This is a genomic window from Haloechinothrix halophila YIM 93223 (genome assembly GCF_000504245.1).
GTDB classification, from domain to species: Bacteria; Actinomycetota; Actinomycetes; order Mycobacteriales; family Pseudonocardiaceae; genus Haloechinothrix_A; species Haloechinothrix_A halophila.
This window is the reverse complement of the sequence record NZ_KI632509.1, coordinates 3824753-3848914: the sequence shown is the minus strand read 5'-3', so window position 1 is coordinate 3848914 and position 24162 is coordinate 3824753. Positions and strand designations below refer to the sequence as shown.

General features: G+C 68.4%; 19 protein-coding genes and 4 tRNA genes. 10 read left to right on the top strand and 13 right to left on the bottom strand.

All coding sequences use genetic code 11. The annotated features are described in order from the left end of the window. The first annotated feature begins 44 nt into the window (after positions 1 to 44). Positions 45 to 896 carry a DUF429 domain-containing protein gene (locus AMYHA_RS17625; RefSeq protein ID WP_051400046.1) on the top strand — a complete coding sequence of 284 codons (852 nt, stop codon included), beginning with the start codon at positions 45 to 47 and terminating at the stop codon, positions 894 to 896. A gap of 66 nt (positions 897 to 962) precedes the next feature. On the opposite strand, the gene rocD is transcribed toward AMYHA_RS17625, so the two are convergent. After that, on the bottom strand, positions 963 to 2192 hold the full coding sequence (gene rocD / locus AMYHA_RS17620) for an ornithine--oxo-acid transaminase (RefSeq protein ID WP_034272662.1): 1230 nt from the start codon (positions 2190 to 2192) through the stop codon (positions 963 to 965). A 196-nt stretch (positions 2193 to 2388) separates the two neighbouring features. Between rocD and AMYHA_RS17615 the strand changes: the two genes are divergently transcribed. Beyond that, on the top strand, positions 2389 to 4464 hold the full coding sequence (locus AMYHA_RS17615) for a S9 family peptidase (RefSeq protein ID WP_034277741.1): 2076 nt from the start codon (positions 2389 to 2391) through the stop codon (positions 4462 to 4464). A gap of 93 nt (positions 4465 to 4557) precedes the next feature. Here AMYHA_RS17615 and crcB read toward each other — a convergent pair whose 3' ends face one another. From crcB to AMYHA_RS17580, 7 genes are all read right to left on the bottom strand, one after another. Further along, a complete protein-coding gene (crcB, locus tag AMYHA_RS17610; RefSeq protein ID WP_034272659.1) occupies positions 4558 to 4926 on the bottom strand; it encodes a fluoride efflux transporter CrcB in 369 nt (122 codons plus the stop codon). Continuing rightward, positions 4923 to 5387, bottom strand: a complete 465-nt coding sequence (locus AMYHA_RS17605; protein WP_051400436.1) for a fluoride efflux transporter FluC — start codon at positions 5385 to 5387, stop codon at positions 4923 to 4925. The genes crcB and AMYHA_RS17605 overlap by 4 nt, the downstream gene beginning before the upstream one ends. A gap of 1 nt (position 5388) precedes the next feature. Beyond that, positions 5389 to 6567: a glycosyltransferase family 87 protein gene (locus AMYHA_RS17600; RefSeq protein WP_169732950.1), complete on the bottom strand. Its 1179-nt coding sequence runs from the start codon at positions 6565 to 6567 to the stop codon at positions 5389 to 5391. Between the two features lie 549 nt (positions 6568 to 7116). Then, positions 7117 to 7602, bottom strand: a complete 486-nt coding sequence (locus AMYHA_RS17595) for a hypothetical protein (RefSeq protein ID WP_034272655.1) — start codon at positions 7600 to 7602, stop codon at positions 7117 to 7119. Further along, positions 7599 to 8849 carry a hypothetical protein gene (locus tag AMYHA_RS17590; protein WP_051400044.1) on the bottom strand — a complete coding sequence of 417 codons (1251 nt, stop codon included), beginning with the start codon at positions 8847 to 8849 and terminating at the stop codon, positions 7599 to 7601. Before AMYHA_RS17590 ends, AMYHA_RS17595 begins: the two co-directional genes overlap by 4 nt. A 74-nt stretch (positions 8850 to 8923) precedes the next feature. Further along, complete coding sequence (locus AMYHA_RS17585; RefSeq protein ID WP_034272652.1) at positions 8924 to 9736, bottom strand: class I SAM-dependent methyltransferase; 813 nt, start codon at positions 9734 to 9736, stop codon at positions 8924 to 8926. 126 nt (positions 9737 to 9862) lie between these two features. Beyond that, positions 9863 to 11443, bottom strand: coding sequence for a winged helix-turn-helix domain-containing tetratricopeptide repeat protein (locus AMYHA_RS17580; RefSeq protein WP_169732949.1), 1581 nt, complete (start codon positions 11441 to 11443; stop codon positions 9863 to 9865). Positions 11444 to 11487: 44 nt separating this feature from the next. Here AMYHA_RS17580 and AMYHA_RS17575 point away from each other — a divergent pair, with 44 nt between their 5' ends. Then, positions 11488 to 11910: a hypothetical protein gene (locus AMYHA_RS17575; RefSeq protein ID WP_034272645.1), complete on the top strand. Its 423-nt coding sequence runs from the start codon at positions 11488 to 11490 to the stop codon at positions 11908 to 11910. 25 nt (positions 11911 to 11935) lie between these two features. Here the strand turns inward: AMYHA_RS17575 and AMYHA_RS17570 are convergent, their stop codons facing one another. Further along, entirely contained in the window at positions 11936 to 15472 is a 3537-nt protein-coding gene (locus tag AMYHA_RS17570) for an ATP-binding protein (protein WP_034272641.1), read from the bottom strand. Positions 15473 to 15620: 148 nt separating this feature from the next. Between AMYHA_RS17570 and AMYHA_RS17565 the strand changes: the two genes are divergently transcribed. Further along, entirely contained in the window at positions 15621 to 16028 is a 408-nt protein-coding gene (locus AMYHA_RS17565; protein WP_034272640.1) for a nuclear transport factor 2 family protein, read from the top strand. Beyond that, a complete protein-coding gene (locus tag AMYHA_RS17560; RefSeq protein ID WP_157362213.1) occupies positions 16025 to 16696 on the top strand; it encodes a transposase in 672 nt (223 codons plus the stop codon). Before AMYHA_RS17565 ends, AMYHA_RS17560 begins: the two co-directional genes overlap by 4 nt. A gap of 248 nt (positions 16697 to 16944) precedes the next feature. Here AMYHA_RS17560 and AMYHA_RS17555 read toward each other — a convergent pair. Beyond that, positions 16945 to 17016 (bottom strand) — tRNA-Val (locus AMYHA_RS17555). Positions 17017 to 17365: 349 nt separating this feature from the next. Here AMYHA_RS17555 and AMYHA_RS17550 point away from each other — a divergent pair. The 4 genes from AMYHA_RS17550 (at position 17366) to AMYHA_RS17535 (ending at position 18156) form a co-directional block, all read left to right on the top strand. Further along, positions 17366 to 17791 carry an SsgA family sporulation/cell division regulator gene (locus tag AMYHA_RS17550; RefSeq protein WP_034272635.1) on the top strand — a complete coding sequence of 142 codons (426 nt, stop codon included), beginning with the start codon at positions 17366 to 17368 and terminating at the stop codon, positions 17789 to 17791. A 99-nt stretch (positions 17792 to 17890) separates the two neighbouring features. Then, a tRNA-Gly gene (locus AMYHA_RS17545) sits at positions 17891 to 17963 on the top strand. A gap of 45 nt (positions 17964 to 18008) precedes the next feature. Next, positions 18009 to 18080: transfer RNA gene (locus AMYHA_RS17540), tRNA-Cys, on the top strand. Position 18081: 1 nt separating this feature from the next. After that, a tRNA-Val gene (locus AMYHA_RS17535) sits at positions 18082 to 18156 on the top strand. A 1122-nt stretch (positions 18157 to 19278) separates the two neighbouring features. On the opposite strand, the gene AMYHA_RS17525 is transcribed toward AMYHA_RS17535, so the two are convergent. Both AMYHA_RS17525 and AMYHA_RS17520 read right to left on the bottom strand, forming a co-directional pair. Next, entirely contained in the window at positions 19279 to 19788 is a 510-nt protein-coding gene (locus AMYHA_RS17525) for a hypothetical protein (protein WP_157362211.1), read from the bottom strand. Continuing rightward, a complete protein-coding gene (locus tag AMYHA_RS17520) occupies positions 19785 to 20204 on the bottom strand; it encodes a hypothetical protein (protein ID WP_157362209.1) in 420 nt (139 codons plus the stop codon). The genes AMYHA_RS17525 and AMYHA_RS17520 overlap by 4 nt, the downstream gene beginning before the upstream one ends. A gap of 526 nt (positions 20205 to 20730) precedes the next feature. Here AMYHA_RS17520 and AMYHA_RS17515 point away from each other — a divergent pair. Further along, a complete protein-coding gene (locus AMYHA_RS17515; protein ID WP_051400043.1) occupies positions 20731 to 23871 on the top strand; it encodes an AfsR/SARP family transcriptional regulator in 3141 nt (1046 codons plus the stop codon). 44 nt (positions 23872 to 23915) lie between these two features. On the opposite strand, the gene AMYHA_RS17510 is transcribed toward AMYHA_RS17515, so the two are convergent. After that, the gene (locus tag AMYHA_RS17510) at positions 23916 to 24095 is read right to left on the bottom strand and encodes a hypothetical protein (protein WP_034272625.1); all 180 of its coding nucleotides are present in this window, start codon (positions 24093 to 24095) and stop codon (positions 23916 to 23918) included. Between the last annotated feature and the right edge of the window lie 67 nt (positions 24096 to 24162).

The following is a 24162-nucleotide window of genomic DNA, read 5'->3' as shown; positions in this document are numbered from 1 at the left end:
CGGCATGCCGGTTCACGGAGTGGGCACCGCACTACGCTCTGGCTATGACCACGATGTTGCCGAGCTTCGTCGGCATCGACTTGGCCTGGGGTTCCAAGGCGAGGACGGGCGTTGCCGTGGTCGACGACGCTGGCCGGTTGATCCACTCCGGCGCTGTCCGGACCGATGATGAGATCGATGCGTGGCTCCGAACGTTCGCTGGCCACGTTGTCGTTGCTGCGGTCGACGCGCCGCTGATCGTGCCGAACGAGTCGGGGCAGCGACGATGCGAGACGGAGATCTCCCGAGCATTCTGGCGGTACAAGATCGGCGCGCACTCGTCTAACCGAGGCCGTGCCGAGTTCGACCCTCCGCGTGCGGCGACGCTGGCGGGCCGATTCGGGTGGTCGGTAGACCCGACGCAGCGTGGGAGTGTTGGTTCCCCGGCGTGCATCGAGGTCTATCCGCATCCGGCGATGGTCGGGCTGTTCGGTCTCTCGGAGCGGATCATGTACAAGTCGGGGCCATTCCGGGCGGAAGGTTTCGCCCTGTTGGTCCGGCACCTCGCCTCGATCGATGAGTTGTGCCTGAGCGAGTATCCACGCTGGACCGAGCTGTCTCGCGTGGTCGCCGATCCGAAGCCCGGCGACTTGGATCGGATCGAGGACGAGCTGGACGCGATCCTGTGCGCGCACCTGGCCTGGCTCTGGCACCACCGCCCGGACCACCTGCAGGTCTACGGTTCACTCGAAGACGGATACATCGTCACGCCGCCGCCACCGCTTCTACCGCCCGAACCACCAGCCCACGATCATTCGCGGCAAGCGCCTCCCGCCTCGAAGTCGCCCGGCCGGGCGGGACATCGGGGGCCCGCGCCGTCATCGTTGAACTGTGAAGACCCTGCCCAAGGCAGTTGACGAACGCCGAGGGTGGCGCCCACACGCACAACGGGCGCTACCCTCGACCCGCTGGATCGTGTGCGGCTACCCGCGCGAGACAGTGTCGGCCACGGCGTCGATGCCCCGGTCGAGGTCGTCCTTGCTGATCACCAGCGGCGGCGCGAGCCGCAACGTCGAGCCGTGCGTTTCCTTGCACAGCACGCCCTTGCCCGCGAGCGCCTGCGCGGCCTGCCTGCCGGTCAGCCCACCCTCGGCGATGTCGACCCCAGCCCACAGGCCACGCCCGCGCACAGCGGACACGCCGTGGCCGACCAGCTCACCCAGCCTGGCGTGCAGATGCGCGCCCAGTTCGGCGGAGCGCTGCTGGAACTCGCCGGTCGCGAGCAGCTTGACCACCGCACGGCCCACGGCGCAGGCCAGCGGGTTGCCACCGAACGTCGAGCCGTGCTCACCCGGCCGCAGCACACCGAGGACGTCGCGGCTGCCGACGACCGCCGAGACCGGCAGGATGCCGCCACCGAGCGCCTTGCCGAGCGTGGTCAGGTCCGCCCGCACGCCCTCGTGCTCCAGCGCCAGCAACGTGCCGGTGCGAGCGAGGCCCGACTGGATCTCGTCGGCGACGAACAGCGCACCGCGCTCGTCGCAGATCCGCCGCACCTCCGCGAAGTAGCCCTGTGGCGGGACGTTGACACCCGCCTCGCCCTGGATCGGCTCCAGCATCACGGCGGCGGTGTTGTCCGTGACGGCAGCCGCCAGCGCGTCCGCGTCGCCATACGGCACGGTGACGAAACCGGGCGTGTAGGGGCCGTAGTCCGCGCGGGCCTCCTCGTCGTCGGAGAACGAGACGATGGTGGTGGTGCGGCCGTGGAAGTTCGACCCGGCTACGACGATCTGCGCGGCGTCGGCGGGCACCCCCTTCACCCGGTAAGCCCACTTGCGCGCGATCTTGATGGCCGACTCGACGGCTTCGGCTCCCGAGTTCATCGGCAGCACCATCTCGGTGCCGGTCAGTTCCGCCAGCTCGCGGCAGAACGCGCCGAACTGGTCGTGGTGGAACGCCCGCGAGGTCAGCGTGACCCGGCCCAGCTGCGCGGTCGTGGCCTCGATCAGCGCGGGGTGGCGGTGCCCGAAGTTCAACGCCGAGTACCCGGCGAGGAAGTCCAGGTAGCGGTTGCCCTCGACGTCGGTGACCCACGCGCCCTCCGCTTCGGCGATGACGACGGGAAGCGGGTGGTAGTTGTGCGTCGACCACTGCTCGTCGGCGTCGATGAACTCCTGCGTGAGCGGCGAGGTGGTGGCTGCGGTCATCGTCATGAGGCCAGATTATGCGGCTAGCGGCGTTCGATCATCCGGGCAACGTTGCGCATTGCCATTATTCGTTGCGCAAATATCCGCTTGGATCGACGATTCGTTGCGATCGAGTGGGACTGTGGTTGCGGCCACGCCGGGTCGCGCCGGACCGAGTCGGGAGGCGTGCGCGGGCAGACGCGCGTCTGACAGAGTGCATCCTGTGACAGCAGATCTCTCGTTTCTTCGCAAGCTCGCCCGTACCCAGCGATTCACCCTCGGCGCGCCCAAGGAGTTCCAGGTCGCGCGGGATGGCTCACGGGTGCTGTACCTGCGCAGCGGCGATGGCTATGACCGCACGCACAGCCTCTGGTCGCTGGACGTCACCAACGGCACGGAGTCGAAGCTGGTCGACGCCGAGCGGCTGCTGCCAGGCGAGGAGGAGCTGTCGCAGGAGGAGCGGGCGCGCCGTGAGCGCAGCAGGGAGTCCGGTGGCGGCGTCGTGCGCTACGCCGTGGACGCCGCCTGCGAGACGGCGGTGTTCTCGCTCGGCGGCACGCTGTACTCCGTCGACGTCGCCAGCGGCGCGGTCGCTGAACACGTTTCCGGCGCGGTCATCGACCCCAGGCTGAACCCGCAGGGCACGCACGTCGCCTACGCTGCGAACGGCGCGCTCCGGGTGATCGAACGCGCCAGTGGCGCGGACACCGTGCTCGCCGCCGAGGACGACCCGCAGATCACGTGGGGCGTCGCGGAGTTCATCGCCGCCGAGGAGATGAACCGCTCGCGCGGGTACTGGTGGTCGCCGGACGGCACGGCCGTGCTGGCGCAGCGCACCGACAGCACCGGAGTGCCGCGCTGGAACATCGCCGACCCCGCGAACCCGGGCGCGCCGGTCAACACCGTCGCCTACCCGGCGGCGGGGGAGCGCAACGTCGCGGTGTCGCTGCGGATCATCGGGCTCGATGGATCCACTGTGGACGTCGAGCGCGGCGACTGGGAGTACCTGGTCGCGGCGCACTGGTCGGCGGGCGGACTGCCGCTGATCACGGTGCAGCCGCGCGACCAGCGCAGGCTGGACATCCTCGCCATCGACGTCACCGATGGCTCGACGTCACTGGTGCACAGCGAGACGGACCCCGCCTGGGTGGAGATCATCTCCGGCGTGCCCGCCTGGACACCGGACGGCAGGCTGGTGCGAGTCGAGGCGGCCGACGACTCCTACCAGCTGGTCATCGACGGTAAGCCGGTGACCGACCCCGGACTGCAGGTGCGCTCAGTGCTGCACGTCGGCGATGAGGTGTTGTTCAGCGGCTCCGAGGACGACCCGACGCAGATCCACGTCTACCGCACGTCGGCTGGCAGCGTGACCCGCGTGTCCGATGTGGACGGCGTCCACGTCGCCGCGGGCAGGGCCGAGACGTGCGTGGTGTCGTCCTGGTCGCTGGAGCACGCCGGGCCGAAGGTCAGTGTCCGGCGCGACGGCGCCGCGGTGCCGATCGCCAGCCACACGGCGGATCCCGGCATCACTCCGAACCTGCGGATGCTCACGGTGGGGGAGCGGGACCTGCGGTGCGCACTGCTGCTGCCCACCGGCTACCAGCCGACCGACGGCCCACTGCCAGTGCTACTCGACCCGTACGGCGGGCCGCACGCCCAGCGCGTGCTTCACACCCGCAACGCGTTCCTGACCTCGCAGTGGTTCGCCGACCAGGGATTCGCCGTGCTCATCGCGGACGGCAGGGGCAGCCCCGGTCGTGGACCAGCGTGGGAGAAGGAGATCGGCGGCGCGCTGGCCGAGGTCAGCCTCACCGACCAGGTGGACGCGCTGCACGCCGTCGCTGCCCAGCAGTCCGAACTGGACACATCGAAGGTGGCGATCCGGGGCTGGTCCTACGGCGGCTACCTGTCGGCGCTGGCGGTGCTGCGCAGGCCGGACGTCTTCCACGCCGGAATCGCGGGTGCCCCGGTCACCGACTGGTCGCTGTACGACACGCACTACACCGAGCGCTACCTCGGCCACCCCGCCGAGCAGGCGGAGTCCTACCAGCGGAACTCGCTGATCGACGCCGCTGACCGACTGGAGCGGTCGCTGCTGATCGTGCACGGGCTCGCCGATGACAACGTGTTCGTGGCGCACGCGCTGCGGCTGTCCTCGGCGTTGCTCGCGGCGGGGAAGTGGCACGACTTCCTGCCGCTGGTCGGCACCACCCACATGACGCCGAGCGACGAGGTCGTCGCGGAGAACCTGCTGCACCTGCAGGTGGACTGGCTCAAGCGCGAGCTGGGCATCGGCTGACCTCTGGCCAGGCGTGGCCGTCGTCTCTGGCGCTGTCGCCCGGGTGCGGCGGCCACACCCGGCGCCGGAACAGCGCCGTCAGTGCAGTGCGCGTCAGAACGCCGTCGCTAGCAGCAGGCCCACACCCGCTGCCGCGAACCCCGCGAGCAGCGTGCCGACGACGTTGGCCACGGCGTGCCGCCGCGCGCCATCGGTGACCAGGCGCACGGTTTCGTAGCCGAACGTGGAGTACGTCGTCAGCGACCCACACAGGCCGATGCCGACCAGCGAGCGAACCGCATCGCCACCCGCGCCGTCCAGCGTGAGCCCGGCCAGCAGGCCGAGCAGTGCCGAGCCGAGGACGTTGACCGTCAGCGTGCCGTAGGGGAAGCCGCCGCTGCTGCGCCGCTGCACCCACTGGTCGATGAGGTAGCGCAGCGTGGCCCCGAGGGCGCCGCCCGCCGCGACCAGCAACGCCGTCATGACGGCTCCGTCCTGCGGATACGGGGCCGGAGCGCGGCACGGGTGAGGACGAGGCCCGCCACGACGGCCAGCAGCGCGGTCACCACCGTGCCCAGGCCGTAGAGCACCGCGACGCCGGGCGCACCCGCCGCGCCCGCGTCGATCACCTCGATGACGTACGTCGACAGCGTGGTGAACCCGCCGAGCACCCCGATGCCGACGAACGGCCGCAGCAGTCGATGCGGACGGCCCGCCTCGGTGAGCGCCGCCATCAGCGCCCCGATCAGCAGGCAGCCGAGGACGTTCGCCAGCAGCGTCGCCCACGGAAACCCGCCCGGCGTCGTCGGCAGCGCCACGGCGAGGCCGTAACGCGCGAGGCTGCCGATGGCGCCACCGGCGGCCACCGCGAGCGGCACGTCCCACTGGATCGGGCGACGAGCGACAGCGACACCGGACGCCGTCTCTGATGGTGACGTCCGCACGTCAGCCCCGCGCACTCACCGGCTGCGGCTGCTGCCGGGGGTTAGTCGTCCGAGGACGCAGCGCGATCGCGCAGCCGACGATCCACGCGATGCCCGCGAGGATGTAGAGGTCACCCACCAGGTGCTCCCACGGCGACCAGGTCAGTTCGACGTCGGGCACGCCGACGGTCCAGTCGTGGTTACCGGGCAGGAAGTGGAACGGCGCGATCACGAACAGCAGCACCGTCGTGCCAGACGCTGCCGCCAGCGGCCAGCGGGCTCGCGAGCCGTCGCCGAACGCCCTGGTGGTCGCCGCGAGCATCACCACGGACGCGGGCGCGATCCACACCCAGTGGTGTGACCACGACGTCGGCGATGCCAGCACGAGGAACGTGCCGACCAACGCCAGCGCCGTCGCGGGGCCGCTGTGCCGGATGGTGCGCGCCACCAGGATCAGCAGAGCCAGCACGACGACCGCCACCAGCACCGTCAGCAGCGGCTTTTCGATGCCGAACCGCGCGAACGCCGCCGTGACGGTCTGGTTCGCGCGATACGTCGAGCCGCTGATGCGCGCGGTATCACCCAGCCCACCGAACCAGTACTCCACCGACGCCGAGAAGCTGGTCAGGAAGCCGAGCGCGGTGGCGGCGACGCCAGTGATTCCGGCGACGATCGCCGCGCGGTAATCCTTGCGGACGAGGAAGAACAGCACGAACACGGCGGGGGTGAGCTTGATCGCCGCCGCGATACCGATCAGCAGACCCCGCGGCCAGCGCGGCGCGCGGGTGAGGCAGTCCGCCGCGACCAGGCCCATGAGCAGCAGGTTGATCTGGCCGAACGAGAACGTGTCGCGCACCGGCTCCAGGGTCAGCGACAGCGACAGTCCCGCCGCCGCGATGAGCGCCGCGCCGCGTGTTCCGCCTTCCGGCCACACCCGCCTGCCGACCAGGTACAGCGTGCCCGCGATGGCCACGATGTTGAGCGCGAACAGCACCACGAACGCCGCCGTCATCGGCATGAGGGCGAGCGGAATCGCGGGCAGGATCGCGAACGGTGGGTAGATGTAGGGGAGTTCGAGGTCGACGTCGGTCATCGGCAGCGGGCCGTAGATGTCGCCGTTGCCGAACCAGACATCCACGGCAAATCGGTATACCTGCAGGTCGATATGCGGGATGCCGAGCTGGAGTATGAGGAAGGTCACGACGTGCACCGTGACGCCCATGGCCAACAGCACGTGGAACCGCGTGCTGTTGAGAAGCCTGTGGGGGATGCTCGGTGTCACGGATGCCTTTCGTCGTCTACGGTATGCCTACGTCACTGCACTGAGCGGCTGACTGGGTGCGCGATACCGGGATCGAACCAGTGATCTCTTCGATGTGAAGGAACGCCAGCACGTCCGCGTAGGTCCGCGCGAACCTACATGAACGTGCAGGTCATACCGCATGTAGCCGCCCCGTTGTGTTCGGGCGAGTCCGTCAAAGTCCGCCTGCATAGGCTCCCTTTTGGGCTCCCCAGAGTGTCCATTGTAGACCGCCCCCAGCGGTGCCGGTAACACCAGCCGAGGGGCCTTGAGCGGACGAGGAGGTCCGACCCATGAGTAATCGTAAGCTTCGTTACTGGCAGCAGCGTCCCTGCCCTGCGTGGTGCAGGGGTACTCACCGGAAGTACGACGACGGTAGTGCTGACGGGCACCCGAAGCCTGGCGGTGCGTCGTGACGGCGCACACGTCATGTCGACCCCGCGCGTGGCTTTAGTCGCGGGTGGCGCCGTTGGGCCACACGACGGTGATGGGTAGGGCGCGCTCGCGGGCGGCGTTGACGACGTCGGCGGTTCCGCCGTAGCCGCGTGCGGGCTGCCCGTCCCACACGGCGAGCAGCTCGTCGGCCTCGTCGAGCATGCGCACCGACGCGGCCATGTGCGCATTGCTGGTCGAGGCGGTGTGGTCCAGGCGGATCACGTCGGCAGCGTGGTTGAACAGCGCGTCATAGGTCGGGTGGTGCTCGGCGGGTAGCCCGTCGCGGTACTGCTCAGCGGGCACGATCACTACCAGCTCACCGTCGGCGTCGAGCACGGCGCGAGCGAACAGCGTGTCGGCACCGTCGGCGAGTGCACTCACCCCGATGAGCGAACCGTGATCGCGGGCGCGCTGGTTGACCTCGGCGCGCAGCGCGGCGTCGACGAGCCGCACCGTCTCGTCCGGCAACCCTCGGTGGCCGGTGATCGCTAACCGCGTCACGACATGCCCTCGTCGGCGGCATACAGCGCGGTCAGCTCGTCATCGAGGTCGGCCGCGTCGCTGGTGTAGTGCGGCAGGCTGGCGCGGAACTCCCGCACCCGGCCGGTGATGCGTTCGGAGCCGTAGCGGCGCGCGATGGTGAGCGCGTCGGCCGCGAGCGCGCACCCCTCGGCGACATGCCCGGCGTCGGCGAGCGCGCGAGCGTGCCCGACCTGCGCGAGCGCGCGGGCCTTCGGCGCGGCCAGCGCGGGCGCAGCGGCGTCGTAGGCCGTGCGGGCGGCGTCGACGTCGCCGAGTGCGGCGAGGGTGGCGGCCTGGTAGCGGGCGGCCTTGGCGCTGTCGAACGTGAACACCCACGGCCACGACGGTTCACCGCGTTGCCGATCGGCGAGCCGCTCGGCGGTACGCAACTCCGTATGCGCGGCCACCTGGTCGCCGAGCGCGGCGTGCGCGGTGGCGTGCAGTGCGGCCAACCATGCCCGTGCGGCGTCCGGTGCCTGCTCGCCGACCGTGCGGCGCGCCTGTCGCAGCAGCGTCAGCCCGTGCCGAGGGTCGCCGGTGTCGGCGGCGTAGCGGCCGAGGCTGGCGCGCATGTACGCGGCCAACAGTGGGTGCCCGGCGCGCTCGGCCTGCATCACAGAGGTGGCGTAGTGCTTGCGCGCGGCACCCGTGGCGCCCTGGTCGGCGGCCAGCCACGCGGCCAGCCCGGTGGTCTCGGCGAGCACCGCATACCCAGCCGAAGTCGGCACCGCGTCGGCCACGATGCCCGCCGCGAGCTGGCGGTGCGCCTCAACGGCAAGCACCAGCCGATCAGTGGGCACGGTCTGTTCCATACGCCGGTAATGCGCGGTCGGCCCAGCAATCGACGCCACCAGCTCGCTCGCATCGTGGCCAGGGAAATGGTGCGCCACCCATGCCCCAGCACCCACACCGAGCGTCACACGGAGAAAGTCCTTGCGGTTCACGTCGTCGGCCCGTTCGACGTCGTCCGTTGCTGCCGTCTCCAGTGTCGCACCGCCACACACCGCGTCGAAACGCCGCCGCACGGCCTCGTCGGCCCTCGCGAGCGCGGTATCGAGGATCTGTTGCATGTGCGGGCGCGGCACCGTGCCAGCGCCAAGACGCTCCCACTGCGACACGATGCGCTGACTCACCCCAAGGTGATCGGCAAACTCACGCACACTCAACCGCAGCGCGAGCCGCAGCGCAGCCGCCTCGCGCCCAGACCATTCGGCTACTTCGGTCACGCGCCATAGCGAACCACACACGCTCAGCTAGCGTCGAGCGCCCGCGCCAGGAGCGCACAGGTGTCGGTGTGAGGTCAGGCCTTGGTGGCCACGGCGGTGAGGTACTCCCAGTCGCAGACGAGGCTGCCGTCGGTGACTCGGTTCTCGTCGGCGGCGAGTGCGACGAGATCCGCCCGGAAGGCTTTGTTGCCTTGGGCGTCGAGTCGCTGCGACGCCTTCAGCGTTGGCCCGTAGTGGGTCAGGAAGAAGTCGGCGAAGTGCTCGGGCGAGAGGAATCGCAGCGTCAGCGTCCGGGTGTCGCAGGACAGCCGCGTGATGCGGTCGCCGAACAGCTCCCGTAGCGTCTCCTCGCTGCCCCACCGGACGGGTGGCAGCGTGCCCGGTGGCGGGGCGGCGTGCTTGCCTACGGTTGCCAGCAGCTGACCGACGAACCCTGTCGGTGTCCAACTGGCCAGCCCGATGTGGCCCCCGGAACGGCACACCCGCACCAGTTCGTCGGCGGCGCGCTGGTGATCAGCGGTGAACATGACCCCGAACGCGGAGAGGACGGTGTCGAACGAGCCGTCGGGGAACGGGAGGTTCTCGGCGTCGGCTTCCCGGAAATCCATGGACAGGTCTTCGGCCGCTGCCCGGGTGGACGCCGTTTCAATGAGTGATGGCACGTAGTCGATGCCGGTGACCTCGCAGAACCGGCGCGCTGCCGCCAGCGCCACGTGCCCGGTGCCCGTGGCGACGTCAAGCACGCGCGACCCCGGCCGCACGTCGACGGCTTCACACAGCGCGTCTCCCAGTGGCACGGTCAGCCACGCGATCCTGCCGTAGTCCCCGCTATTCCACGTCGCCTGTTGTTTGTGCTTGATCTCGTCGAAGCTGAGCGTGGTCGTCATCGTCGCAGTCCCTTCTGGTCACGGGCGCCAGTCGTCCTCTGGCGATACACCGGTTTCAGACTCCGTGACAGCTGGCCGCGAATCTTGGAGATCGCGTGAAGAAACCCGGGAGTTTCGGTGAAGCGCCTACGACTGCTCCGGCACGCCCGCGGCGTGCAGGCCGTCGAGATACAAGGCGCGTTGCTCGGGCCGCTTCAGGTAGAACAGCTTGCGTTCGGCGTAGTCGATCGAGAACATCGGACACTGCTCGAGCAGTGCGGGCACCGTGGCCGACGCCTGCCGAGCGTGTCCTGCGTGGGCCAACGCGACCAGCCGATGCGACGTCGTCCAGTACTGGCAGTTGGGGATGGAGGCGGCCTGCTCGGTCCAGTCGATCGCCTCCTCGTAGCGCTGCGCGAACAGCAGAGCCAAGGCGCCGTAGGTGAGGAACGCCCACAACTGGGGGTCGTGCGCGCCGAGCGCCACCGAGCGTTCGAACCGGGCGATCGCCTCGGTGTAGCGGCCCTCGTAACACAGCGAATCACCCAGCCCGCAGTACGCGGCTGCGAAGGTGGGATTCAGCTCGATGGCACGCGCGTTCGCGCGTAGCGCTGCCTGGTACTCCCGGCGGGCGAGCTGGACCCGGCCATACAACACGTGGAATAGCGCGTTCTGGTCATCAGCCCGTAGCGCGATCCTGGTGGCGTCGAGGGCGTTGTCGAGCAGGTCCGGCTTGGGGTCGGTGTCCCAGTAGACCATCCCTAGTACGACGGCATAGGCCCACCAGGCGTGCGCGTCGGGAAAGTCGGGGTCCAGTTCCCGGCACCGGTGCAGCATGCGCTGGGCTTGATGGTTGCCCTCGCTGGTGAACCGGAAGAAGCGATCAACTCCCAGGTGGAACAGGTCCCACGTCCGAAGGTCAGGCCGCGGCGTTCTGCTGCTTCGGCCGCGTTCGGCATAGCCGAGCTCGGGTTCGACGGTCGCCACGATCATGTCGGTCAGCTCGTCGAGGACGTCGAACAAATCCTTGAACTCGCGATCGAAGCGATCCGCCCACAGGCAGACACCGGCGGCCGTGTCGGTGAGGCTCGCGGTGACCCGTAGTCGCTGCCCGTCGAGGCGGATCGTTCCGTCCACCGCGTAGCGGGCGCCGAGTTCGTCGTGGAGCCGCTGGACGACATCGGGATCGTCACTGAGCCCCGCCGTCGCCGCCGCGGTCAGCACCCGCAGCCACCGGTGTTTCGACAAAGCGGCGATCACGTCGTGGGTGAGCCCCCGGGCCACGTGACGGTGTCCGGTCGCTGGTGTGAGGTTGGTGAAGGGCAGGACGGCCACCACGGGCCGATCGCGCGCCGCGGACGCGGCGACAGTTGTGTGGTCGGGGCCCTCTGGCGCTGATGGGTCTGTGTCCTGGGCGGCAGCCTCGTCGGACACGGGTGCGACGAACATGTACCCCTGCCCGTGCACGGTCTTTACCATGCGCTGACCACGCCCGGTGTCACCGATCGCCCGTCGCGCGCCCTTGATCTGCGCGGACAGCGCGGACTCGCTGACGAACCGGCTACCCCACACCGAGTCGAGCAACTCTTCCTTCGGCACCGCCCGATCACGATGATCGATCAGGTGCAGCAGAACCCGCAGGGCGCGCGGCTCGATCGGCACGACCTCTCCGGCCCGCCTGAGCTCGAAACGGCCGCGGTCAAGCACGCAGTCGCCGAAGTACAGCACCACGACAACGGTACCAGTTCGGTCATAACGGACCTGTTGCTTCGTTGGGCATCCACGAACGACCCGAACAGGCGCTGACCGCCACGCTCGCCGAGCAGCTTCATAACCGGCATCTGCTGGTGGTACTCGATAATTGCGAGCACGTGGTGGAGGTGTGCGCGGAGCTGGTCGGCGAGTTGTCGTCGGCGTGTCCGCGGCTGTGCGTGCTGGCCACCAGCCGCGTGCCGCTGGTCATCGAGGGCGAGGCGACGTTCGAGGTTGCCGGGCTGCCGGTACCCGAGGCCGATGCGGTGCCTGGCGGCACGGTCGCGGCAGCCGATGCGGCGCGGTCCCTGCCAGTGTTGGGGTACTGCTCGCGTGACATTGTGCTCTCCTGCGATCTGGTCGCTACGGCGACCGGCTCACGGTCTGCCGACGCGTTTATCGAAGGCCGCGAGCGCCTGTCACGTGCCATGGCGGACCGATAAGAACGCGGGCAGGGTGTGGTCGCACCTATCCGCGGCTCGCGCCTGCGAGGCGCAGATCGTCGCAGGTGCGCGTGAGCGCCATCTGGCCCTCGCTGCGTGCGCAGGCCCCGGTGGCGCGGAGGAGATCGTCGGCGGCGTCGCGATCACCGGGATCGCCGCGGGCGAGTAGCAGCTGGGCATGGGCGAGTCGGCTGCGGTTGACCCACCTGGCGGCGCCGAGACGCTCCTGAGTGCGGGTGGCCAGCTCGAGGTAGTCCTCGGCGCGTCCCCAATCGGCCAGCGTGGTGGCCAGCAGGCCGCAGTAGTGCGCCACCGACCCGCCGCACAGCGCGGGATCGGCGGCCAGCTGCTCCGCGTGCGGAGCGAGCTGGTCGAGCAAGACCCGGGCATCGGCGGCGCGACCGGCGGCTGCCGCGACCTCGGCGAGCGGGCACAAGGTTTGCAGCCACATCATGGTGATCGGGACGCTGCCGAAGCTATCCGCCGCGAAGCGGTCGAGGACCGCGAGGGCCTGCTGGCTGCTGCCAACTTCCCACCACGATCGGGCCATCATCGCCTGCGCGTGAGGGCGGTCGGCGAAGCGAGCGTACAGCTCCTCGAGGTGGGGCAGCGCCTCGGCGAGATCGCCGCGTTCACGATGCAGCCACAGGTGGTGGAACAAGTAGGGCCCGTCGATGTCGGCGGCGTCGGCGAGCCTGCCGAACTCGCGGTAGCGGTCTGCGAGCTTGGCGACGTTATCGAGCTCGCCCCACGCGAGCTCCCGATTGGCGGCGAGCATGCGGCTCGCACACATCATGAACGGCTCACCGAGCTCGTCGGCGAGCCGGCAGGCCTCGGGAACGCGCGCATCGACCTCAGCGCGGTCACCGGCCTCGAGTGCCGCCACCGCTCGCCACCAGCGAGCGAACACCTGCAGGTTGGCATCGTCGAGCCGGTCAGCGAGCTGGACGAGCTCGCCGGTGGCCGCCAGACGCTCAGCCACCGTGTCCGGACCCTGGATCGTGAACTGCCGCAACGACAGCACCTGGGCAAGTACGGCGTCGTCGGCACGCCGGGCCAGGGCGAGTGCCTCGTCGCTCAAGCGCCGCGGCCACGCGCGGTCGCTGGCGAACGCGAGCTCACCGGCAAGCACCGCGAGCACCGTGGCACGTGGCCCCGGCGCGTCGCTGCCGACGACGTCGAGCGCCCGTTCCAGCACTGCCACGCGCTCGCCGTCGACGCTGGACAGATGGCCGGGGAACCCGCGATTGTGCGCCCACGCCGCACGGGCGGCGCGCTCGGGGTCGCCGAGCTCGACAGCGAGGTTGAGCGCCGCACGCAGGGTGATGCTGTGCACGCCGGGACCTGCGCGCTGCTGGGCGTCGCCGAGTGCGATCAGCAGGTCACAGCGCTGTTCGACCACCGGCCGGTCGCGGTCGGCGGGGTCGAACAGATCGAGCGCCTGCTCGTAGCAGGCCGCGGCTTCGTCATAGGCGAGCTGGGAGAGCGCGACGTCGCCTGCGGATCGGGCGAACCGTCTCGCCTTCGCCGGGTTCCCGGCAGGTCCGGCCTGACCGTGGTGGTAGGCGAGCTCGCCGAGAACCCGGTCGAGGTCGCCGGCGTGATGCTGCTCCAGGGCCGTAGCCAGCTGCGCGTGGAGTCGCATCCGCCTGCTCGGGCTGACCCGGCCGAGCAGCGCGGAGCGCATCAGCGCATGGCTGAAGGAATACCGGTCGTGGCGCGGCTCGACCGCCGTCACCAGCCGCGCCCGGATGGCCTCGTCCAGCGCGTCCAGCGCGGCATCCTCGGCCACCATGGCTGCCTCTGCGACGGGCCCGAACGGGAAGGTCGCACCGGCCACCGCCGCTTGCTCCAGCAACCGTACGGTCGCCGGCGCCAGCCGCTGCACACGAGCATCGGTCAGCTGCCGCAGCGTCCACGGCACCGAGTCAGGGTCGCGCAGCTGGGTGAGTCCGGTGATCGCGCCCGAACGCAGCCCGGCGAGCAGCTCCTGCACGAACAGCGGGTTGCCCGTGGTGACCGCATGCAACTCCGATGCCAGCCGGGCGTCGGCGCCGATGGTGTCCTCGACCAACTGCGCCACGCCATCAGCGGTCAACCCGCCGAGCTCCAGACGTGTGACGTCAGGATGGGTTGCCAACTCCGCGAGTGTGTCAGTGAACTCGCCGGAACGCTCCTCGGTGGTGTCCCGGTAAGTCGCGACGACCACAAGCGCGGCACCAGCTGTGGCGTTGAGAATGTGCCGGAGCAGCTGCAGGGTGGGTCGGGTCGCCACATGCAGGTCCTCCAGAACGAGCAGCAGCGGTCCCGGTGTTGCGGCCGCCTCGAGCCACCCAGCCACCGCGTCAAACAGGCGGTGCCGATCGAGCTCCGCTCTGGTGGAGTCCGGTGATGGGCACTGTCCGGTGCGCTCGGCGAGCTCGGGAACCAGTCGTGCGAGCTCGCCAGGACGTACGCCGAGTCGCGCATCGAGCCCGCTGTCCGGTGTCGCCCCGGCGTCCGCGCGCAGCGCCTCCACGAACGGTTGATACGGCGCCGCCGCCGCGTCAACGCAGCGGCCCACCAGCACCGTAACGTCCTCGGCGGAAGCAGCGCAGGCGAGCTCGGCAACCAGGCGGGTCTTACCCGACCCAGGCTCACCGGCAACGAGCACGACCTGTCGCCGACCTTCGCGGGATGTCGCCAGCGCAGCCCGCAGTGAGCTAAGTTCGCGTGCGCGCTCCACGAGACGCAGGTCGCGACGACACGGCCACGAGGAGGCGGGCTCGTGGCGCCGCCGAGATGACACGACGGCGGGCACAGGAGCACTCACCGGTAACTCGTGACGCAAGATCGCCGCATGCAGCGCCTGCAGCTCGGGACTCGGCTCCGCACCGAGCTCGTCGACGAGCTGTTCACGCAGTCGCTGGTACGCCGCCAGTGCATCAGCCTGCCTGCCCGATGCGTAGAGCGCCTCCATCAGCAACGCCCACAAGCGTTCACGCAGCGGCTGCTCCGCCACGAGCTCCTGTAACACGCCAACGACCTCGGCGTGCTCTCCGGTGTCGAGTCGCAGCCGCAGCAGGCGCTCACGCACCAATAGCCACTGCTCCTCAAGCCGCACGGTGTCCCCAACGAGGTGCGGCCGGTCGGCCAGCTCCCCGAATGGCCTGCCCCGCCACAGGCTCGCGGCCTCCCGCAACTTCCGGCCGGCCGCGGCGTTGTCACGCTGCTCAAGTAGCTCGGCTGCTGCCTGCGCGAGTTGTTCGAAGCGCGTCGCATCGACCTCCTCGGGCGCAACCGCGAGCGTCCACCCGCCCGGCACGCTCAACAGCCTGGTGTTGTGGCTGTCGGTTGGCTCGAGCAGGCACCGCAAGCGTGACACGAGCCCCTGCGCGAGCCGGGGCGCGCGGTCGGTGGCGTGCTCGCCCCACAATGCGTGCACGAGCCGGTCGGTGCTGCATGGCCGGCCCGCCTGCGCCACCAGTAACGCCAGGACCAGCCGCTGCTGCGGAGTGGGCTGGACCCACGGTTGCTCCGGCGACGACCTGACCTCGATCGACCCGAGCACTCGGACCAGCATTGCTCACCCCCCGGGTGCCCGCCGTCTGTCGCACTGAGCATCGCGCCCCGTGCACGCAACGTCAACACGGCATCAACACTGCTCCAACACCATTGAGCCACCGTAGGTCCCAGACGCCCCGCCATCCCCGCAACCAAGGAGGATCACGATGACCACGCAGACCCCGCCCGACACGGGAATCATCGGCCGCATCCATGACGCGTTCAACCGCCGCGATCTCGACGCGATTGCCGCCGAGCTCACCGACGACGTGGTGTTCCACTCGATCCCCGGGGTGACGGGGATGCCGCCGGTGCTCGAAGGGCGAGACGCGGTGCTGCAGCAGTTCGCGGCGATGATGCAACTCGGTGGCCAGACCATCGAGCACCACAACGCCGAAGTGCTCGCCGGCTACGTCGTCGGCCTCGGCACCGCCACGTTCGACTTGAACAACCACCAGCGCAGCGTGCAGATCATTGATGTATGCGTGCTCCGCGACGGCAAGCTCGCCGAACGCTGGGCCATGCTCGACCGGCCAGCTGAACTTCAGCGGGTCTTCGAGGAACTCGGTCGGTGACGTCTGCCGGGCAGGGCACGGGCCGAGGGTGCCGGTCCCGGCCGGTCGACCGGCTCGCTCCTGCTGGTGCTGCTGCGGCTGTGGGGCGGCAAGGGCAGCGCCTCGCCTCGCCCGTCCAGTTGGCCGGCGACATGCTGAAACTCCTTGCCGAGCAGTTCGACGGCCGCACGATTCACGGCGTCGGTGACGCCGCCTACCACGGCACCTCCCTCGTGGTGGCGGGCACGTCGTGGACCACCCGGCTGCCGTCCAACGCCGCCCTGTTCGGGCCGAAACCGCCTCGCACCGGCACACGCGGCCGGCCCCGGCTGCAGGGGCACCGGCTCGGCAGACCCGCCGACCTCGCCACGACCGCGACTTGGCAGCAGGTGACCGTCTCTCGCTACGGGCGCCGCGACACAATCGAGATCGCGGCCGTCGACTCGATCTGGTACGGCGCGTTCGGCAACGCACCCGGCCGCACGGTGCTGGTGCGTGAGGCCGGCCGGGCCGACGGGTACGACCTGGCGCTGTTCACCACCGACCTGAACAGCCCAGCAGCCGAGATTGTGGCCCGTTACGCCGCCCGCTGGCCCATCGAGACCGCCATCGCCGCAGCCAAGCAGCTCCTCGGAGTCGGACAGGCCCGCAACCGGCTCCAGCGCGGTCGACTCCCAGGTGGGGGTTAAGCGACAAGCTGTGACGGTGTGCCGCTCGAGAAGATCTCCAGGATCGTCGGACACGCGGGCGCAATGATGACTAAGAAGGTCTGCTGATATCAGCTGCGTCCTGTGAGCGGCACGGTGCGATGTTGAGGGACCAGGTCTTTCCGCAGCGAAGCGAAGGAGTCGCTTGTCACTCGACGAGCCGGAGTTAGTCACTCAGTTTGTCACCCGCACAGACGTCAGAGCTGGCAGGGTCTACGGCCTGACCTCGGTGCGCGATACTGGGATCGAACCAGTGACCTCTTCGGTGTGAACGAAGCGCTCTCCCGCTGAGCTAATCGCGCCGGGAACGATCAAAACTCTACCGGACCGCTCAACGCCGCTCACACACGGGTCCATTCCGGTGATCACGCCAAGCAGTGATCTCGACACCCTGTGAACAACTCGGTGGTCAGCCGGACGGATGGTGTTGGCGACTATAACGTCCATGTGACGTTCGTCTTCCGGCATTAGCGGGAACCCACTGTTGTGCGCGATTATTACCGTCCAGTATGTAAGGGGGAACCGCCAGGACCTTGATGACGCCATCTGGGTGATCTGCGACAACAACAGGGGCCACCTCGCAGGCTATGGCGTCACACCTGGAATGCTCGGTCGTTAGTTGGCCGGGGAAGGGAGACGAAGGGTAGGACGATGCGCAACGACCACGTGACGCTCCGCTCGACCGCGGTATTCGACTTGCTGGCACCTCGGACGCCCGCCGTTCCGGTGAAGGTCGAGTTGCGATACGACACGCGAGACCCGTACGCGGTGGTCGCCGCGTTCCGCACTGGACGCGCGGGCTGGGTCGAATGGGTTTACGCCCGGGACCTGCTCGCTGACGGCCTTCTCGCCGACGCCGGCGACGGTGACGTCCGCATCCGGCCTTCCGTTGAGGATCCCGAATCGGTGCTCGTCGAGCTGAACTCGCCGTCGGGGCACGCGATGTTCGAGGCCTCAGCGCAGGAACTGGCCGACTTCCTCGACCGCACCTATGACGTCGTGCTGCCCGGCAACGAGCACCTGTGGGTCGACGTCGACGACGCGCTGACCCATCTCATCCCGCACGACCTGGCCTGATTCCGAAGTCCTACCCCCGATTCTCGGCGTCGATCATGGATCTTGTAGAGTTCTCCACACAGCGCGGCGAGGTCAGCAACGGCCTCCCGACGCTCACAGGCGGACGTAGCGCAGCTGGTAGCGCATCACCTTGCCAAGGTGAGGGTCGCGGGTTCGAGTCCCGTCGTCCGCTCGGTTGGGCCCCTGCGATAGCCTCAACGTAGAGGTTGGCCCACCTGGCGGAGTGGCCGAGTGGTTCAGGCAAGGGCCTGCAAAGCCCTGTACACGGGTTCGATTCCCGTCTCCGCCTCGCGCGATTAGCTCAGCGGGAGAGCGCTACCTTGACACGGTAGAGGTCACTGGTTCAATCCCAGTATCGCGCACCATCACTGGCCAGCGGAAACGCTGGCCAGTGGCATGTGAGCAGGACCCGCGTGGAACGGCTCATGGAACGAACCGGGTTACACTGGTCCTGCCTCGGCTGGATCTATCGCATCTCGCAAGCGTCGTGTACGTCCACGCGTCAGCTGAGGGGACAGGGAACAGTTCGGCTTGTGTCGTCGAGGCGTTGAAAGCGGCGCGGATAGGTCATGCGGGAACGCTAACGGGCAGCACCGGCAGCCGCCGCGGTGGTCGGCCTTTCTGGAGGCGGCGGTTCGCGCGGTCGGCCGGCGGCACCGCGACCCGCCGGCCACTGCTCCAGCGGCGCGTTTTGAGCTATAGCGGTAGCTTCCTGTCTTCTCCTCGCGACGTAACTAGAGCAGCATCGTTGGCGAACGGTTGCCCAAGCACATGTTCGTAGCACGACCTCGAAGGCCCCGGCTCCTGGAAAATCCAGACCGGGGCCTTTCGGATTACCTCAATGTCGGTGTTCCTGCTAATGACCTTGTCTGTAGGTCTTGTGCTTGTACCACCGCCAGATGAGGGCCCATACCCCGATGACTATGAGCGCTAAGACGAGGGTTCCCGCAAGGATCGCACCGTCACGGACGACCACATCGGGATACTCGGAGTACTCACAGCGGATCGTGATAGGGCCGTCGAGGTGTGCCGGTCGCATCTCCCCGCGGAGCTCGTCGTTAGCGCCTTCGGGCATTGGCGCACGAGTGAAGCAGTAGTCCTCCGTGTACTGGGCCTGACCTACCGCCCATACAGCGAGCCCGATTAGCCCAGTAATTGCGACAGCTACCCCGGCGATGACACGTTGGATGAGAAGCTGGCGGGTGCCAGGCGTGATCACGACGAGACTCCTGGGCGGCTTGCCCGGGGCTGTATGCCGGTTGGTTGATACCTTGTCACAGGGCGGGAGATTAGCATCGGTTTAGCCCTGAGCTCCGGTAACGGGTCCCATGTCTGCGTCAGCAGCTGCCGCGGACGGGCGACTTGTCGTCGGAGGTGTACCACGTGTAGCAGCCAGGTACCTTCCAGTTGCGACTTTCATTGATGTAGATGTCGCTCCGTTCGCGGGGGTCGCTCCCGAGGCTTACGCACCATGCGCTATCCACACCTCAGGAGCGGACCATTTTTTGACCCAGCAGCCCGAACGGCGACCGTCGGGCGTCGCCAGCATTACCTCCGACGACAATCTTGTAAGTGTAGTTGGTTCGGAGGTTTTCGGGGTCGAAGATCCCGAAGCTGATGTCGTGTACGCCGCAAGGGTCGGAGGCGTTGGCGTTGTCTGCGTACACCTTGGAAGAACTCGGCACGTTGGATGTGACGATCCAGGTGTCACCCGAGAGCCAGTAGTCGGGCAAACATGCCTTGTGTCCCATGGCTCCGACTCCATAGGGGTCTCGGTCGTACAGCTTGTTGTCGTGTTCGTAGACGAATTCGGCGTCGCTGGTCTCGTACGAATTGAGGCCGGCGCGGTTACTCCAGTACATCTTGTGACGAATTTGGCGAGGAAAGCCTGTGTTGCTGTTGTGGGCCCAGAGGGTTCCTCTACGCGGTGCCCACGGGTCTTCAATGTTTGCGGCAGTTATATCTTCTTCGGTTGGCGTCGGATCTGTAGAGCTCAAGGTCTGAGCTTGTACAGAAGTCGGAACGGTGTCGCCAACGTGCACGTCGGAGGGGGTGCTTGATCGGTGATGAAGGACTCAATCTGGGGTGGTGTGCCGAAGTTCCCGATGTTGGTCTCTCGGTACATGTCCAGGGCTTTAGCCAGGGGCGTGCCGCCAACGATCAGCTCCCCATTGGTCGTCCCGCCATGGCGCACGCTTTGGATCGACAAGTCGTAGGCCTTGGCTGCCTCCAGGAGATCGGCGGTGCTGGCGGGCTCTGCGAGCGTGATCTTGTAGAAAACGTCGGCTTGCTCTTCGGGGAGTAACGCGTCGGTGGCTGTCGCTGCAGCGGCCAAGGGAGCAAAGGGCGTAAGAGTCAGTACTGCTGCAGGGATGACGGCAAAGCGTAGGCGTCGATAAACATTTCGATTCACAGTGGGGTCTCCGTGTGGGCTGGTCCGGGCGAGGTGGTTGTTGACTCAGCTCAGGTAGCTGATTGCTGGAGAAGTTCCCCTGTCACTGCGTCGATGACGAACTCCTCGAATTGCGGTTGTAGATCAGCCGACTCACCCTTCGAGGTTCGAATCCTTCACCTGCTACACCACAGCAAACGCCTCGCTGGACATACGAAACAGGGTCAGCTGTCGGACATCATCCCGGGGGCTGCCATGTGCGGCATAGGAGGTTGTGTGCGGCTGGCTGGCGCGAATCCGTCCCGAACGCGCTGACGAGGCCCGGACCAGGCAGCACGGATGCGGAGCCGTACCCGTCGGGGGAGCGGACGAACGTCGTGAGCGGCTGTGCTGGACGGATATCTCTCACGGAGAGATCAGAAACGAAAATAACGACAGCGGGACGCGAACAGTACAAGTCCGGCGGTTGGCAGCGAGGCGGTGTGTGCCTATAGTCATGCTGGTTCCCTCGGCCGGGGCAAAGTTTCGAGGGCGGGGAGGCGGTCACGTGGGGCTCAGGTTGCTGGGGCCGGTCGAACTGGCCTTGGGAGAAGTGGGCATCGCTCCGAGCGGGCATCGGCAGCAGGTCGTGCTCGCGATGCTCGGGCTCAACGCGAATCGAGTCACCGCGGTCGATCAGCTGGTCGAAGCGGTGTGGGGCGAGGACCCACCGTCGACGGCGCGCGGCCAGATCCAGATCTGCATTTCCGCACTGCGCAGGATGTTCTCCGACGCTGGGATGCCGCACGCGATCAAAACGAAAGCCCCCGGGTATGTGCTGGAACTGGGCACCGACGAGCTGGACAGCCTGCAGTTCACGAGCCTGGTGTCGGCCGCGAAGTCCGATGCGAACGCGGGGCGGAAAGCCGAGGCCGCGGGGAGGCTGGCGGACGCGCTGCGGCTGTGGCGCGGACCCGCGCTCGCCGGGGTACGCAGTGAGCTGGTGGAACGCGGCGCGGTAGTGCTGGACACCGCCCGGCTAGCGGCGATGGAGGAACGCATTCGGCTGGATCTCAGCCTCGGCAGGCACGGCGAGGTCTGCGGCGAACTGACCGGGCTGGTCGCCGAGCATCCCCTCCGGGAGCGGCTCTACGAACTGCTGATGCTCGCGCTGTACCGTGCGGGACGGCAGGCCGAGGCGCTTGAGGTCGGCCGCAGCGCGCGCGAGCGGCTGATCGAGGAGATCGGGGTCGAACCCGGCGCTGAGCTGCAACACATCGAGCATGCCATCCTGAATCAAGACCCGTCCCTCGACCCGCCGGAGCCCGCTGAGCGACCAGCGTCCGAGGCCGGAAGCGCGCGGCCGCCGCTGTCGGCATCGGCGGCGCAGCCGGTGAAGGCGAGCCAGCCCAAGCAGGTGTGCCCTCGGCAGCTTCCGGCGACCATCGCCGACTTCACCGGCCGCCACGACCACGTCGACGCGATCAAGGCGATGCTCACCGAGGCGCGCGAGCACGAGGGGTTCGCGGTCCCGGTCGTGGCGATCTCCGGCAAGGGCGGCGTCGGCAAGTCAACGCTGGCGATCCGCGCCGCGCACGAGGTCGGTGAGTGCTATCCGGACGGTCAGCTGTACGCGGATCTGCAGGCGCCCAACGGCGATGATCGCACGGCGATCGTGCTGGCGCGTTTCCTGCGCGCGCTCGGCGTCGCGGGCACGGCCGTACCAGGGGACGTGGAGGAACGCGGCGAGCTGTTCCGCAGCAAACTGTCCGGACAGCGAATCCTGGTGGTGCTCGACGACGCGGCCAGCGCCGAACAGGTGCGTGCGCTGTTGCCGGGCAGCTCGACCTGCGCGGTGATCATCACCAGCCGCGCGAAACTCGGCGGCCTGCCGGGCGCCAGCTTCATCGACATCGACGTCTTCGACGAGCACAAGTCGACCGAACTCCTTGACCGCATGGTCGGCGCGGAACGCGTGCGGGCCGAGCAGGACGCGGCGAGCGAGCTGGTGCGGTTCTGCGCTGGGCTGCCGCTGGCGCTGCGGATCGCTGGTGCGCGGCTGGCGTCGCGGCCGAACTGGCGGATCAGCGGGCTGGTGCACCGGCTTCGCGATGAGGCCGGCAGGCTCGATGAGTTCGCGCATCACGGCGTCGAACTGCGTTCCAACATCGGCCTCACCTACAGCGGTCTTGACGAGGTCGGCCGCAGGCTGTTTCGGCTGTCCGCGCTGATCGACGCGCCGGACTTTCCAGTGTGGACGGCCGCCGCGCTGCTGGACACCTCGGTGGCCGACGCCGAAGAGGTGCTGGAGACCCTGGTCGACGCGCAGTTGCTGGACACCGTGGTGTATCCGGACGCGCATCTGATGCGGTACCGGTTCCACACATTGATCAGGGTGTACGCGCGTGAGCAGCTCTACGAGGTGGTCACCGACGATGAGCGCAGGGCGTCGCTGATCAGGGTGCTCGGCGGCTGGTTGGCCCTTGCCGAGTCGGCGCACAACCGCGAGTACGGCGGCGCTTACACCATCGTGCACGGCGACGCGCCACGCTGGCACCCGGACGACGTCGAGCTGCTCGAATCGGGCCGCCGCGCGCTCGCCTGGTGGGAGAGCGAGCGGCAGGCACTGGTCGCGGCGATTCGCCAGGCCGCTGCCGAGCAGCTCGACGAGCTGTGCTGGGACCTCGCCCTCACGTCGGTGACGTTGTTCGAGATGAAGGGCTACTTCGACGACTGGAAGTCGACAAGCCAGATCGCGTTGGATGTCACGCAGCGAGTGGGTAACCGGCGGGGTATCGCGGCCATGCTGTACTCGCTCGGCACGCTGAACATGTTCCAAACCCGGCTCGACGATGCCGAACAGTGCTTCACCGAGGCCGCGGCGATCTTTCGCGAGGTCGGCGACGAACACGGACTCGCGCTGGTGCTGCGCAACGCGGCGAATGTGGACAGCATGCACGGTGACGTCACGGCGATGATGGCCAAGTACGAGCGTTCACTCGCCACGCTGGTGAAGGTCGGTGACCGCATCGGCGAAGCCCATGTGCTGCGTAGCCAGGCACGGTACTGGATCGAGGACGGTGATCTGGACAAGGCCGCGGAGCTGCTGGAACGCGCGCTACGGATCTGCCTGGAGGAGTCCTGTGTGCGCACCGAATCGCAGGTGGTGCATCGGTTCGCCGAGCTGTACCTGCGGCAGGGCCAGATCGACAAGGCGCGGCAGGCGCTGCACCAGGTGCTGCGGATTGTCCGGGATCTCGGCGACCGGCTCGGTGAGGCGCACGCGCTCTACGGGCTGGGCATCGTGCGTCAGCGCGAGGGCCGGCTGGACACCGCGGAGGCGTCGATGATGCACGCGCTCGACATCGCGCGCCGGATCGAGGAACGGATGATCGAGGCCAAGGCGCGCTTCGCGCTCGGAGAGTTGCGGCTGGCGCGCGGAGGTGTCGAGAGCGCGGCCGCGGAGCTGCACCCGGCACGGGAGCTGTTCGCGGAGCTGGGATCGGTCGTCTGGCTGGCACGCACGCTGCTGCTGTTGTCCGAGGTCTCGTCCGCGGCCGGTGACGGCGATGCCGCGCGCGGCCATCATGCCGAGGCGGTGCGGATGCTCAGCGAGTCGGACTCGCCGGAGTCCTCGCGGCTGCTCACCGAGCTCGGGTCGGGCGCCACCGCGACAGCCGAAGGCTCGCCGGAGACCGTCGGGAACTGACGGTCCGGCGAGCCTGTCGGGCGCGCTGGTTGGTTGGCGCCTGCTCACCAGTGGGTGTCCTGCAGGTCCGCGTCGCCGCTCTGCGCGATCGCCCAGTGCGTGTCGGCCCGCACGTTCCAGTGCGTGTCATCCCCGCCGATGCCGGGTGCCGCGATGGCGACGCAGACGATGGCGCTGGCGATGGTGCCGAACACGGCGGTCGTGAGCTTGCGGGTCGCGGTCATATCTCAGTCCTCCGAGTGGTGCTTCTTCCGGCTTGCTGCCGGCCTGGAACCAGTTGACTGAGCGGCG